The sequence below is a fragment of the Pedococcus sp. genome, assembly GCF_036554925.1.
In the GTDB taxonomy this organism is placed as follows: domain Bacteria; phylum Actinomycetota; class Actinomycetes; order Actinomycetales; family Dermatophilaceae; genus Pedococcus_A.
Genome location: NZ_DATBMI010000169.1, coordinates 1 through 13,358 on the forward strand (window position 1 = coordinate 1; position 13,358 = coordinate 13,358).

9 protein-coding genes and 1 tRNA gene are annotated in these 13,358 nt (G+C 72.6%); 3 read left to right on the forward strand and 7 right to left on the reverse strand.

The window, feature by feature from the left end:
- From VIB11_RS13390 to VIB11_RS13410, 5 genes are all read right to left on the reverse strand, one after another.
- Positions 1 to 830, reverse strand: an 830-nt coding sequence (locus VIB11_RS13390; protein WP_332031732.1) for a hypothetical protein, incomplete at its 3' end; no start/stop codon positions are given.
- A 64-nt stretch (positions 831 to 894) separates the two neighbouring features.
- Complete coding sequence (sat, locus tag VIB11_RS13395) at positions 895 to 2,103, reverse strand: sulfate adenylyltransferase (protein ID WP_332031733.1); 1,209 nt, start codon at positions 2,101 to 2,103, stop codon at positions 895 to 897.
- Between the two features lie 108 nt (positions 2,104 to 2,211).
- Entirely contained in the window at positions 2,212 to 3,585 is a 1,374-nt protein-coding gene (locus VIB11_RS13400; RefSeq protein ID WP_332031734.1) for a right-handed parallel beta-helix repeat-containing protein, read from the reverse strand.
- Between the two features lie 140 nt (positions 3,586 to 3,725).
- The gene (locus tag VIB11_RS13405) at positions 3,726 to 4,553 is read right to left on the reverse strand and encodes an HPF/RaiA family ribosome-associated protein (protein WP_332031735.1); all 828 of its coding nucleotides are present in this window, start codon (positions 4,551 to 4,553) and stop codon (positions 3,726 to 3,728) included.
- Positions 4,554 to 4,624: 71 nt separating this feature from the next.
- Positions 4,625 to 6,757: a DEAD/DEAH box helicase gene (locus VIB11_RS13410; protein WP_332031736.1), complete on the reverse strand. Its 2,133-nt coding sequence runs from the start codon at positions 6,755 to 6,757 to the stop codon at positions 4,625 to 4,627.
- A gap of 388 nt (positions 6,758 to 7,145) precedes the next feature.
- On the opposite strand from VIB11_RS13410, the gene VIB11_RS13415 reads away from it, so the two are divergent.
- Genes VIB11_RS13415 through VIB11_RS13425 form a run of 3 tightly spaced genes read left to right on the forward strand, consistent with a single transcriptional unit; the run spans position 7,146 to position 9,578 of the window.
- Positions 7,146 to 7,589 carry a rhodanese-like domain-containing protein gene (locus tag VIB11_RS13415; protein ID WP_332031737.1) on the forward strand — a complete coding sequence of 148 codons (444 nt, stop codon included), beginning with the start codon at positions 7,146 to 7,148 and terminating at the stop codon, positions 7,587 to 7,589.
- Complete coding sequence (locus VIB11_RS13420; protein WP_332031738.1) at positions 7,586 to 8,920, forward strand: MFS transporter; 1,335 nt, start codon at positions 7,586 to 7,588, stop codon at positions 8,918 to 8,920. The genes VIB11_RS13415 and VIB11_RS13420 overlap by 4 nt, the downstream gene beginning before the upstream one ends.
- A complete protein-coding gene (locus VIB11_RS13425; protein ID WP_332031739.1) occupies positions 8,913 to 9,578 on the forward strand; it encodes a metalloregulator ArsR/SmtB family transcription factor in 666 nt (221 codons plus the stop codon). Before VIB11_RS13420 ends, VIB11_RS13425 begins: the two co-directional genes overlap by 8 nt.
- A gap of 396 nt (positions 9,579 to 9,974) precedes the next feature.
- On the opposite strand, the gene VIB11_RS13430 is transcribed toward VIB11_RS13425, so the two are convergent.
- Together VIB11_RS13430 and VIB11_RS13435 are read right to left on the reverse strand one after the other, a co-directional pair.
- A tRNA-Met gene (locus VIB11_RS13430) sits at positions 9,975 to 10,051 on the reverse strand.
- 117 nt (positions 10,052 to 10,168) lie between these two features.
- Positions 10,169 to 13,147 carry a UPF0182 family protein gene (locus tag VIB11_RS13435; RefSeq protein ID WP_332031740.1) on the reverse strand — a complete coding sequence of 993 codons (2,979 nt, stop codon included), beginning with the start codon at positions 13,145 to 13,147 and terminating at the stop codon, positions 10,169 to 10,171.
- Positions 13,148 to 13,358: the final 211 nt, after the last annotated feature.

Below are 13,358 nucleotides of genomic sequence, written 5' to 3' on the forward strand. Positions count from 1 at the left end.
GCGATCCACCAGGCGGCCGCCAGGACGGCCAGGCCCCCGACGGCCAGCACCACCGACGCCGGCGCCGGGTCCGAGGGCGCGCGCCCGCTGTACGTCTGCACCAGCGTGGCGGCGACGAGGAGGCCGTACCCGCCGATGGCGGCGGTCACGAGCCTCGTCCGCTGCCGCTCCGGCGCCGACGTGAGCCCGAGGACCAGTGCCAGGGCGGGCAGCACCTGCACCGCGTGCAGCGTCACGGCGTGCGGCAGCTTCAGGGCGCCGGCGGCGCCGAAGGTGTTCCCTCCCTCCGCGATCATCTGCACGCCGACGCCCTGGCTCACCAACATGAGCACCAGGCCGGCGCGGATCGCGAGGGCGAGGCTGGCGGGAGCCTCGATCCGGACCAGGGACCAGAGGGCGATGACGAGGGTGGCGAGGCCCACGAAGGACACCAGCGTCCCCATGGCGGAGAACACCGCGGCGTCGAAGGCGGTGTCCTCGTTGAAGTGCGACTCGACCCCACGCCACCTCTGCATCGAGATGAGGAGGACCTCGCCGACCGACGCGACCGACAGCGTCCCGAGGAGGAGCCAGCCGGCGAGCCGTCCCATGCGAAGCCAACCGACGATCCAGGCGACCGTGGCCAGGGTGATCCCGAAGGACAGCCCGAAGACCACCGGCTTCCGCCAGGAGATCGGGCCCTGCCACGGCCCACCGTCCACCAGGTACACGCCGGCGTGGAACAGGCCGCTGGCCACCAGCACCGCGCCGCACACGTAGGCAAGGCGCTGGTACGGCGCCACCCTGGTGAACCTGCCGGCCTCGACCAGGTCCCTGAGGAGGGCTCTCACGGGATCACCTCCCTGTGCCGCTCCCCTCGACGCTACTCGGGGGCACGGTGGCCGACAACCGCCCTCAGCCGGCCGCCAGCGGGAGCGGCGGGAAGCGCCGTCGCAGCACCTCGGCCACCGCCGGCGGCGTGAACCACTCCGGCAGGGACTCGCCCCGGGCGAGCCGCTCCCTCACCTCGGTCCCCGAGATGCTCCTGACCAGGGTCCCTGGCGGGACCTGGTCCACCGGCTCGTAGCTGTCGGTCGACTCGACGTACCCCAGCTGGGGGAACGCCACCATGCTCACCTCCAGCTCGTGCTGGTGCTGGCGCACGAGCTCCTGCGCGGCATACGGGTGGTAGAAGGGCCGCCCGCGGCTGTCCAGGCCCGGCCCGGCGTGGTCCCGGCCGACGATCATGTGGGTGACACCGAAGTTCTGGCGGATGATGGCGTGCCACAGCGCCTCTCGTGGACCCCCCATGCGCATGGCGAGTGGCAGGAGCGCCAGCGTCACCCCGCCGAAGGGGTAGCTGGGCATGAGCCGTCGGTAGCACGCGACCCGGGTCTCGACGTCGATGTCGCCCGGCTTCGTGGGGCCGACGACCGGCTGGACCAGCAGGTGGGCCCCGGTCTCCCGTGCGGCGCGCAGCGTGAGCTCCTGGTGGGCCCGGTGCATCGGGTTGCGGGTGTTGAACGCGACGACGCGGCGGACGCCCAGCTCGTCGAAGTGCCGGCGGAGGGAGGCCGGCGTGAACCGCAGGTCGTGTCCCTCCCGCCCGGCCACCTCGACCGCACGGGGCAGCACCTCGAGCCGCCCGGTGACGTACCAGCGGTGGGTGCGGTGCAGGAGGTGGTTGACGCTGGGGTGGGCGGTGTCGCTCGTACCGAACACCGCCTCCGCCTCGAACACCGGGTCGACGCGCCAGGCGCCGCGGGGTTCCAACACCGCCAGCAGGCGTCCCTGCTGGTCGCGCAGGGCCAGGTGGCCGCTCGCCTCGGCGTTGCGCAGGGTCTGGTCGTCGACGTCGAGGGTGATCGGCATCGGCCAGAGCGTGCCGTCTGAGAGCCGCATCTCCCGACAGACCCGGGTGTGGTCGTCCTGGCCCATGAAGCCCGTCAGCGGCGAGAACGCCCCACTGGCGAGGAGCTCGAGGTCGCACCGCTGGCGCTCGGTCAGCACCCGGTGCGGCCAGGCCGCCGCCTGCTGGACGAGCTCCCGGGCGCGCGCCCGGCCGACGACGAGGTCGACCAGCGTCGTGCCGTGTGGAGCCGACAGCCCCCGCTCCGCGTGCATGCGACCCCCCGCCCTCGTCCGCGGGCACACCCCCGCGCTGCACCGATTGTGGGGCACGGCCTGCGGCCGCAACTCATCCTTTTGACGCAGGACGACCACCGGCGCGGCTCAACGGGTCTCGTACCTGCCCAGGTCCGGCGCGGCACCGAGGTACGGCTCGAGTCCCCTCATGCCGCGGTCGATCGCCGGCGAGCCCTGGGAGAGCCGGTAGTCGCGCGTCCCCCGTGACACGTAGCGGGGGTCGGCGAAGAGGCCGTGCCGCTGCTGACCCGTCCAGGACGCCATCTCGGCCAGGCTCTGGGTGTTGCCGTGGCCCGCGACGTAGGCGAGGTACCTCCCGTACCTCGCCGTGGACCCGACGTTGTGGACGAGGTTGAAGTCGATGACGACGGAGTCGGGCAGCGTGCTGTCGATGCTGAAGGCGCGACCGCCGGTGATCACGTTGTTCAGGATCCGCAGGCGCTCGACCGAACCGCCGTAGGCGACCCCCTTGGTGCCGTCGACGACGTCGAGGGCGAAGGTGTCGAAGCCGTCGAAGGTGTTGTGCGCGATGAGGTTGTCACTGGCGCACCGCAGGATCATCCCGCTGCTGGGCCGGGTGCCGCGGAACGCGACGTTGCGCACGAACACGTTGTGCGCGCACGGCAGCCTGGACGTCGTACCGGTCTCCATGACCTGGCCGTTGGACGTGACGTTGTCGCGGATGACCAGGTTGCTCGCGCCGTAGACCTCGAAGTGGGTGAGGTTGTCCCAGAGGCGGTTCCCCTCCACCGTCACCGTGCCGGTCGACTTGTAGAAGTTGATGCCCTCGAAGCCGCGCCCGCTGTCGACCCGCTTGAGGTTGTGGTGGATCCGGTTGCCGCGGATGACCAGGTCGCTGGCGAAGCGCTCCTCGATGCCGGCCGCGTGACCGAAGACGTCGTTGCCCTGCAGCAGCACGCCGGAGCTGCGCACCACGGTGATGCCGAAGGTGAGGCCGTCGTGCACGGAGGAGTCGACCACGCGCACACCACGGCTCCCGTCGACCTTGACCGCGGAGCCGTAGCGTTGCGCGCTCCCCGCGATGTCGAGGCGCTCGAGGCCCCCGCCGACGACGCCGTCGAAGGCGACGATGTCGTGGCCCGTGCCGCGGATGAGGACCTTCGCCCCGGCGGCCGCGGCAACGGTCAGCCCGTCCCGGGTGACCGCGAATCCGGGGTACGTGCCTGCGGCGACGACGACCCTGCTGCCCTCGGGCGCCCGGTCGACGGCCCGCTGGACCGTGCGGTAGGGGCGTGCCGCGGAGCCGTCACCAGTGGCATCGGAGCCCGTCGTCGCGACCTGCACCACCGACGTCGTGGTGGCCGCCGCGTCGGCGGCAGTGGGCGTGGGCGTCGCGGTGCTGGCGCTGGTGACAGCCGTGCACGCGCCAGCGGCCACGAGCAGCAGGCCGGCGGCCGCTGCGCGCAGGAGGCGCGCCCTTCCCGGGCCTGACGGTGTCACGGACCACCGTCGCACAGGAGAGACCATCCCCATGGCGCACGCACCCTTCCTCCCCCGCGACGCTAGCCGACGGCGCGGTGACCCGGTCAAGACCCGTTTGCCGGATGATGCCGGGTGGAGGCCGCGTGCGAGGTGCCTCCCTAGCGGCCGGCGGCGGTGATGAGCCCGTAGTGGCCGTCGTAGCGCAGGTAGAGGACGCGCCCGCGCCGGGTGTCCGGGTCGAGGTGGAAGAGGAAGGGCTCCCCACTGAGGTTGAGCCGGTCGATCGCCTCGGGCTCGGTGAGTGTCGGCGCCGACGCGGCCGTCTCCACCAGGGTGGTCGCGCTGTAGGGCACCTGCTCACCCTGGGTCGCGAACCCGCCCTCCCCGTCGCGGAAGACGACCGCCTCCCGGCCGGTCTGCAGGTCCGTGAAGAGGTAGAAGGTGTGCCCGAGCAGGTCCATGTCGAACGCGGCCTCGTCCGGGGTCATGGGCTCCAGAGCGAACGTCTTGCGCCGGACGACCTCGCGCTCCTCGGGCCGCCTCGGGTAGTGGTCCTCGCGCCGGGACGGCAGGTCCCCATGGCGCCACTCGTGCCCGGTGGCCACGCCGATCCAGCGGTGCCGGGTCCGGGCCCGGTCGTCGTGCTGGGCCACGTTCCGCTGCAGCCGTGCCTCGAGCAGGTCCACCGCGGAGAGCATGTCGGAGGCCAGGGCGTGGGCGCGCAGGAGGGTCCCGTTCACGTCCAGGGACGCCTCCGCCCGCGCGTGCCGCTCCACCGCCGGGTCCGGTGCCACCGTCAGGACGACGTGCGCGCCGAGGACAGGCTCGTGCGCGTACCTCGCCACGTGCGCCACCTTGCTGCGCGCGTAGTCGACCGCGCCCGGGGACACGTCACCGCGCACCGTGACCTCGACCGACAGCGCCCCCGAACCGCTGCTACTGGTGACCACGCCGCCCACGGTAGGCAGGCCGGTCCGGCTGGTCACGGGCCGATGGTCCCGGCTTGGCGGGTCCGCCCGCCATCGTGGCGGACGGGGCCGGTGGCGTGGCGCGCGCCCTAGCCAGACGTCGACAGCGCGTCGGTCAACAGCGCAACGAGCGCCTCGAGCTGCACGTCCGCCGACGACGAGACCTCCTCGTCCGACCCGTCGAGGGCCCGCGCGGCGAGGCCGGCCTTGCTGTCGATGAGCTGGGCGATCTTCCCGTCGATGGTCTGCGCGGCGATGATGCGCCACGCCGTGACGGGGTCCCCCTGGCCGATGCGGTGCACGCGGTCGATCGCCTGCGTCTGCTCCGCGTCGGTCCAGGAGAGCTCGGCCAGGACGACGTTGGACGCGACCTGCAGGTTGAGCCCCACACCGGCTGCGGTCAGGGAGCAGACGACGACGGCGACCTCGGGGTCGCCCACGAACGCGTCGATGTTCTTCTGGCGCACCTTCGGCGTCTGGTCGCCCCGGATCGACGCGTAGCGCAGGCCGCGCCTGGCGAAGGTCTCCTCGGCCGCGTCCATCACGTCGACGTGCTTGGCGAAGAAGACGACCTTGCCCACGCTGCGCGCCAGCTGGGCCGCGTAGTCGGCGGCGAGACCGGCCTTGGCCTGCCCGATGCGCCGCATCACGCCGAAGACGTTCTCGCCGGCCTTGGCCTTGGCCGCCTCCTCGCGCTCCCAGCCCGCGACCCTGCGCACGAGGTCGTGGTCGATCCCCTCGACCGTCGCGCCGGAGGTCCGCGTCGCGAGCGCCATCTCGTACCGCGACACCAGCCGCCGGGCCAGCTCCTGCTCGGCGGCCCGGATCGAGCGGCCGGCCTCGTCGTCGAGCTCGACCGGCAGGTCGGCGATGCGCCGGTCCGGGATGTCGGAGGCGACGTCGACCTTGCGGCGCCGCACGATGCCGAGGTCGATGACGCTCGCGCGGGCGGCGGCGTAGAAGCCCGAGTCGGCTGGCGTCAGGCCGGTCTCGTCGAGGGACGCCATCAGCTCGGCCCGCGGCTTCTTCTCGTCGATCCAGCCGAGGAACTGCCAGATCGCTCTGAAGTCCTCGATGTCGTTGATCAGCGGGGTGCCGGTGAGCGCCATCAGGAGCGGGCGCATGGTGCGGGCACGGATGCGCTCCGAGAGCTGCAGGACGTGCTGGGAGCGCTGGGACGACTTGTTCTTGATGAAGTGCGCCTCGTCGACGACCATGCCCTTGAACCCGAGGTCCCCGAGCCATCCGACATGACGGTCGAGCACTTCGTAGTTGACCACCACGATGTCGGCGAAGCCGTCCATGGTGTGGCCGTCGCCATGCACGACGGTGGCCGGGTGGCCCGGGGTCCACAGCTCGGCCTCGTGGGCCCAGTTCGCCTTGACGACGTTCGGCACCACGGCCAGCAGGGGGTAGGCGTCCGCGGCCTGCGCGGCCAGCAGGGCCTGCGCCGTCTTGCCGAGGCCGGGCTCGTCGGCGAGCAGGAACGTCCGGTGGCCGGAGGCCGCCGCCGCGACCACCTGCGCCTGGTGGCGCATCAGCTCACGCCCACCCGGCACCCGCACGGAGGTCGGGTCGGGCAGGTCCATGCACGAGGAGTCCCCGCCGTACTCGAAGGACCGGAACAGCGGGCCGAGGAGCTCCCAGCTGGCCAGGCGGCCGGTACGGGGCCGGTGCTGCACGGCGGAGGCGAAGTCCGGGGCCAGGAAGGGGTTCGCGAGCTGTCGCGAGACGACCGACTGGGGCACGACGCGGCGCTCGGTCGCGGCGGCGGGGCCGGCGGCGGCCTCGGCCGGGGCGTCCTCCTCCGGGGCCTGCTCGATCCCGGCGGCCTCCAGCATCTCGCGCCGGAGGGACCGTGCCGACTCGGGGATGACGGCGTCCTCGCCGAGCAGGGCCAGCAGCGAGGTGTCGCGGGCTGCGGTCTTCGCGAGGATCGTGGCGATCCCGTCGAGACGCTTGAGCTGCTCGGCCCGCTGGGCCTCGCTGCTGGTGCCGTCGGCCTTGATCCGGGCGCGCTCCTCGCGCACCAGGAGCGCGACGACCTGGAACTTCGTGCGACCCGCCGGCCGGACGCGACCGCGCTGGGCCGCCGCCTCGACCTCGCGCACTGCGCGGGCGAGCACCGGGATGATGCCCTCGTTGTCCACGTCGCGGGCACGCCGCTGGGTGCGCGGGGCGGTACGGGTGGCGCCCGACTGGCGCTGGCCTCGCTGAGCCAAGAACTCCTCCTCCGGTCCCGCGCCGAGGTCGGCACGGGCGACATGAGCACGGCCCCCGCCGTCCCTCGCCCGAGGGTGGTGGGACGTCGCGCGGAGGGTCCGGGTGGACACGCCGCGCGCGGCTCGGCCCCCTCAGCGAGAGGTCGGGACGCCGGTCCCCCGACAGCCCTCCCCCGGCATGAGGCCGAGCGCCTTCGGTCGGTGACCGCCCACCGACGAGCTGAGGTCGCCGAGAGAGAGCAGTGTGGCCGAGGGCCGGTACTGCGACCCATGGTAGCGCCGGACGACCTCGCGCAGTGAACGCGGCCCGCGGCGACGATGACTGAGTTGTTCTCATTCCAACAAACTGTGGAATGATGGACCGACAGAACTGACAGGAGACGAGCACATGGGTTCGGTCGACGTCGTCCCGATCGTGGACGAAGGGCTCGGGAACACGGCATACCTGGTCGCCCTCGGCGACGGGCGGGCCCTCGCGGTCGACGCCAGCCGTGACCTGCGGGCCCTGCGGGCTGCCGCCGCGCACCGCGGGCTGCGGGTGGCGTATGCCGCGGACACGCACCTGCACGCGGACTTCCTGACCGGTGCCGTGCAGCTCGCCGCCGGCTCCGGCCACGTGCCCGGAGCCGCTCACGTCGAGCTCGGCGAGCTGACCGGCCGCGTTCCCGACCTCCCACCCGGGCGCACCGTGGTCATGTGCGGCCACGGCGAACGGGCCATGGGAGCGGCCAGCCTGCTGCAGCGCGCCGGACGACACGACATCGCCGTCCTCGAGGGCGGCCCGCGGGACTGGGAGCGAGCCACGGGACAGATGTTGGAGACGGGCCGATGACCACCCGCAGCACGACACCCCTCGCGGGCACGACCAGCCGCATCGAGCTCGGGCTACGGCAGAACGCCGCCCAGTTCACCCTGCTCGTCGCCGTCAACGCCCTGGTCGGCGGGATGCTCGGCCAGGAGCGCACCGTCCTGCCCCTGCTCGGGGAGCAGGAGTTCGGGTTGCGGGCCCACACCGCGGGCCTGACCTACATCCTCGCGTTCGGCCTGGCCAAGGCCGCCACCAACTACTTCGCCGGCACCTGGTCCGACCGGTTCGGCCGCAAGCCCGTCCTGGTCGCAGGGTGGCTCGTCGCCATCCCGGTGCCGCTGCTCCTGATCTGGGCACCGACGTGGGGCTGGGTCATCGGTGCCAACGTGCTGCTCGGGATCAGCCAGGGCCTGACCTGGTCGACCACCGTGGTGATGAAGATCGACCTCGTCGGCCCCGCCCGGCGCGGCTTGGCGATGGGCTTCAACGAGGCCGCCGGGTACGTCGCGGTCGCGGCCACCGCGCTGGCCACGGGCTACCTGGCCGAGTCCTACGGGCTGCGCCCCGCGCCGTTCCTCCTCGGCCTCGCCTTCGCCGCCCTCGGCCTGGGCCTGTCCGCCCTGGCGGTGAGGGAGACTCGCGGCCATGCGCGGCTCGAGGCGGCCAGCCACGTAGCCCGCGCCGACGGCAGGCACGACCACCTCCACGCCGAGCTGAGCGACCGGCAGGTCTTCACCCAGACCAGCTTCCGCGAGCCGGCACTGTCCTCGGCCAGCCAGGCCGGGCTGGTGAACAACCTCAACGACGGCCTCGCCTGGGGGCTGTTCCCCATCCTCTTCGCCGGCGCCGGGCTGTCCGTGAGCAGGATCGGGGTCCTCGCCGCCCTCTACCCCGCCGTCTGGGGCGTCGGGCAGCTGGTCACCGGGGCACTGTCCGACCGCTGGGGCCGCAAGTGGATGATCGCCGGCGGCATGTGGCTGCAGGCCGTCGCCCTCGGCCTGGTGGCGCTCGCTGACGCGTTCGCCGCCTGGGCCGTGGCCGCCGTCCTGCTCGGCGCCGGCACGGCGGCGGTGTACCCCACGCTGCTGGCTGCGATCGGGGACGTCGCCCACCCTGCCTGGCGGGCCCGGTCCGTCGGGATCTACCGGCTGTGGCGCGACGGCGGCTTCGCCGTCGGCGCCCTGCTCGCCGGAGTCGTCGCCGACGTGCTCGGCGTGCGCGCCGCGGTGTGGACGGTCGCGGGCCTGACCGCGGTCTCCGGGCTGGTCGTCGCCGTGCGGATGTACGAGACTCACCACCGCACCCGGGAGGCGGGTGTGGAGAGCACGGACGCGGAGGAGGACGGCGATGGGTGACCGCGACGCCAAGGACGCGCTCTACGCCGAGTTCGCCGCCGTGGGCAAGGCGCTCGGCAGCCCGAAGCGCCTCGAGCTGCTCGACCTGCTCGCCCAGGGCCCGCGCAGCGTCGAGGAGCTCGCCGCCGCCGCCGACACCGGCATGAGCACCTGCTCGGCGCACCTGCAGTCGCTGCGCGAGGCCGGGCTGGTCGTGGCCAGGCGGGAGGGCAAGCGCGTCTTCTACTCCCTCGCGGGTGACGACGTGGCCGGACTGTGGGCCCACCTGCGCCAGGTCGCCCAGCGCCACCGGCCGCACACCGAGCTCGCGCGCCGCACCTACCTCGGCCCCCACGACACCGAGGCGGTGGGCACCGGGGAGCTGCTGCGCCGGCTCGGCGCCGGGGACGTGGTGGTCCTCGACGTGCGGCCGCACGGCGAGTATGCCGCCGGCCACCTTCCCGGCGCGGTGAACATCCCGCTGGAGCAGCTGGCCGACCGGCTCAGTGAGCTACCGCGCGACGCCGAGGTGGTCGCCTACTGCCGCGGGCAGTACTGCGTGCTGGCGCACGATGCCGTCCGGCTGCTGACTGGTGCCGGACTGCGCGCCAGGCGGGCCGCGGACGGGGTCCTCGAGTGGCGTGTCGCCGGAGTGCCCGTCGAGCCCGGCGCCGCCTGAGTACAGACCCGCATGCAGGCCCCCGCCGGTAGGTCTCGCAGCTGCTGGCCCGTGCTGCGCACCCTCGGGGTGTCTGCCGCCCTCGGGGTGTCTGCCGCCCTCGGTCTGGCCGCCGGCCTGGTGGCCACCGCCTGAGCAAGAGCGTCGCGCCGGGTGTGGCGTCACGTACCCCGCCCTGAGGGGCAGAGTCGACCGTGCCGGTGCCCCGGCGGAGGTCAGTGTCTGGACTCACGCGGACCCAGTCCTCCCGCGTCCACCCCGGCCAGCGAGCCGAATTCGAGCTCGGCCAGAATGCGGCGTCCGCGCCACCGGCGCCGAGGCGCCCCGCGCGCGTGCCCGTGCGGCACGACTGAGGCCCCCTCCCAGAAGGGAGAGGGCCTCAGTCGTTGCTACACGTGGTAGCGGGGGCAGGATTTGAACCTGCGACCTCCGGGTTATGAGCCCGGCGAGCTACCGAGCTGCTCCACCCCGCGTCGGTAGTGACAACCCTACGGGCTGGGGCATTTCAGATGCAAATCCGCTCCCCGGCGGGCCTGCCCCGGACCGAGCGGGCCCCTCGCGCACGCCGCGCGCGAGGCCCGCTCCACCGGTCAGGGGGTGCTGCTCGGGGACGGCGTCGCGGTGCCCGTCGGGGCGGGGGTGGCCGTGCCCGTGGGGCCCGGCGTCACGGTGACGGACCCGCCCTTCGGCGCGGCGGCCACGGCCCGCTTGATCGCGGCGTTCAGCTTCTCCTGCGCCTCGCCGTAGGCCGCGAAGTCGCCCTTCTGCAGCGCCTCCCGGCCCTCGTCGTACGCGGCCTGGATGTCCTCGAGTGCCTGAGCCAGCGCCGCGGCGTCCGAGGGGGCCGGCGTGGTGCCCGGCTTCGGGGTGCCGCCAGGTGGTGGCGTGGACGAGCCGGAGTCGCCCGCGGTCGCACCGGACCTGCCGCCGAAGAGACCGTCCAGCGCCCCGTCGAGGGTGTCGGACCACGCCAGCCGGTCGCCGAAGGCCACGACGGTCGCGCGCGAGAGCGGGTACCCGGACGTGCCTTGGGCGCTGACGTAGATCGGCTGGACGTAGAGCAGCCCGCCGCCGACGGGCAGCGTCAGCAGGTTGCCCAGGGTCACCCGGGAGCCCTGCGACCGGCTCTGGTTGAGGAACTGGTTCAGGGTCAGCGTGAAGGCGTCCGACGTCGCGTTCGAGGAGTTGACGTCGTTGGCCACCTGGCCGGGGCCCTTGACGGTGGTGTCACGCGGCAGCTCGAGCAGCCGGAGCTGGCCGTAGCTCTGCTTGCGCCGACCGTCCTCGGACCCGGCGTCGGAGTCGACCGCCAGGAAGCCCGACAGGACCTCGCGGGTACCGGTCGGCTGGAACGTCGTGGTGAGCGAGAACGCCCGCTCCTCCTGCCCGGGCATCGCGAGGGTCAGGTAGTACGGAGGCTGGTCGACGGTGCGGTCCTCCTGGGCCGGGTCCGTGGGCACCCGCCAGAAGTCCTGGCCGCCGTAGAACGAGTCCGCGTCGGTGACGTGGTACTTCGCCAGCATCGTGCGCTGGACCTTGAAGAGGTCCTCGGGGTAGCGCAGGTGCGACATCAGGTCGCCACTGATCGCGCTGAGCGGCAGGACCGTGCCGTCGAACGCCTTGGACCATGCCTTGAGGATCGGGTCCTGCTCGTCCCACGCGTAGAGCCGCACGGTGCCGTCGAAAGCGTCGACCGTGGCCTTGACCGAGTTGCGGATGTAGTTGACCTGGCCGGAGGAGATCGACCTGACCGCCGTCGAGCTCTCCGTCACGGAGTCGGAGGTCGCGTTCCCGATCTCCTGCAGCCGCGAGTAGGGGTAGTCGGCGCTGGTCGTGTACCCGTCGACGATCCACTGGATCCGCCCGCCGACAACCGCCGGGTAGGGGTTGCCGTCGAGGGTCAACCAGGGGGCGACCTTCTTGACCCGGTCCAGCGGCTTGCGGTGGTAGAGCAGGCGGGAGTCGTTGTTGACGGCGTCCGACAGCAGGAACTTCAGCTCGCGGTACTGGATGGCGTAGGCCGCCTTGCGGGCGAACGAGCCGAGCTCGACCCCGCCCTTGCCGGCGTAGGTGTTGTTCTTCTGCCCGGCGGCGCTGCTGTCGGGGTAGTCGAACTCTCGCGGCCTGCTGCCGGCGGGGGCCCCGACGATGGAGTAGTCCGGGGACTTCTCGCCGAAGTACACCCGCGGCTCGAAGGCCGGCAGCGGCCCGACCGGAGGGATGTTCTGCTGGTAGAAGACCGGCTGGCCGTCCTCGCCCCGCTGGTTGCCGTAGGCGGCGACCACGCCGAAGCCGTGGGTGTAGACGGTGTGGTCGTTCAGCCAGTTCCGCTGGTTGGCGGGCACGCCCTCGAGGTCGAGCTCCCGGACGGCGATGACCGTGTCGTTGAGCCGGCCGTCGATCCGGTAGCGGTCGACGTCGAGCGCGTCGGGGAAGCTGTAGTACGACTTGACGGCCTGCAGCTGCCGGAAGGTCGGCGAGACGACGATCGGGTCGACGAGGCGGATGCCGGGGATGGTGTCGGCGTCGTTGCGCAGCTGGTCCCGGCTGGCCGTGGTGGCCGCCTTGTAGACCTGGGAGTCGACGGCCTCGAGCCCGTAGGCGGCCCGCGTCGCCTTGATGTTCCGGTCGAGGTACTTGGCCTCCTTGGACTTCTCCGACGGCTTCACGATGAAGTTCTGCATCAGCGCCGGGTAGATGCCGCCCACGAGGATCGACAGCACCGTCAGCGAGGCGACGCCGATGATGGGCAGGCGCCACGAGTGGGTCCAGATCGAGGCGACGAACAAGGCCGCGGTCATCAGGGCGGCGACGGCGAGGATGGCCTTGGTGGGCATGGTGGCCGTGGCATCGGTGTAGCTGATGCCGGTCAGCAGCCGGGAGTCCTTGGTGGAGAGGGAGTAGCGGTCCACCCAGTAGCTGCCCGCTCGGATGACGAGCAGGGCCGCGAACAGCACCGCGAGGTGGGTGCGGGCGGCCCGGGTCGTCTTCTCCCCGCGTGACTGGAACTGGAGCCCGCCGTAGACGTAGTGCGTGAAGGCGGCGGCGATCAGGGCCATGATCAGCGCCATCGTCAGGAAGCCGAGGATGAAGCGCAGCCACGGCAGGGTGAAGACGAAGAACCCGATGTCCATCCCGAAGTGCGGGTCGTTCCGCCCGAACGGCACCTGGTTGCGCCACAGCAGGAAGGTCTGCCACTGGCCGGCCGCACCGGTGCCCGCCAGCAGCCCGAGGATGACCGGGATGCCGATGGTCGCGATCCGGCGCAGCGGCTCGATCGCCTCGCGGTACTGGTCGAGGTTCTGCTGCTGGGGTGTGACGGGTGCGTAGACCGGCCGCGTGCGGTACCCCACCACCAGGCTGGAGGCGACGAGGCCGCCGGTGAGGACGAAGCCGATGACGAACAGCACCGCCTTGGCCGACAGCTCGGTGACGAAGACCGACCGGAAGTCGAGCGCGTCGAACCACAGCACCTCGGTCCACACCCCGGCCGCCCACGAGATGAGGAAGCCCAGCGCGACCAGGATGGCGATCGTCGGGCCGAGCGGCCCGCGCCGCCGCCGCAGCATCACCGGCGGGCGGGCCCCTCCGAAACGGCCGCCGCCGGGGCGCCCCTGCCCTCCGGACGAACCCGATCCGCCGCCCTCATGGGGCGGGCCGCCTGCGCCGAACCACTCTGAAGAACTCACCACACGCCCGATCTGCCTGGGGCCGCGCCCGAGCGCGCACACCTCCGGTTTATGGGACAACTTACCGAGCGGGTGCACGGTTCCCGCCGCT

Coding starts and splice junctions, on each gene's coding strand:
- sat (WP_332031733.1), bottom strand. CDS start 2,103: ATGCACGCGGAGCGGGGGCTGTCGGCTCCACACGGCACGACGCTGGTC.
- VIB11_RS13420 (WP_332031738.1), top strand. CDS start 7,586: ATGACCACCCGCAGCACGACACCCCTCGCGGGCACGACCAGCCGCATC.
- VIB11_RS13425 (WP_332031739.1), top strand. CDS start 8,913: ATGGGTGACCGCGACGCCAAGGACGCGCTCTACGCCGAGTTCGCCGCC.
- VIB11_RS13415 (WP_332031737.1), top strand. CDS start 7,146: ATGGGTTCGGTCGACGTCGTCCCGATCGTGGACGAAGGGCTCGGGAAC.
- VIB11_RS13435 (WP_332031740.1), bottom strand. CDS start 13,147: ATGCTGCGGCGGCGGCGCGGGCCGCTCGGCCCGACGATCGCCATCCTG.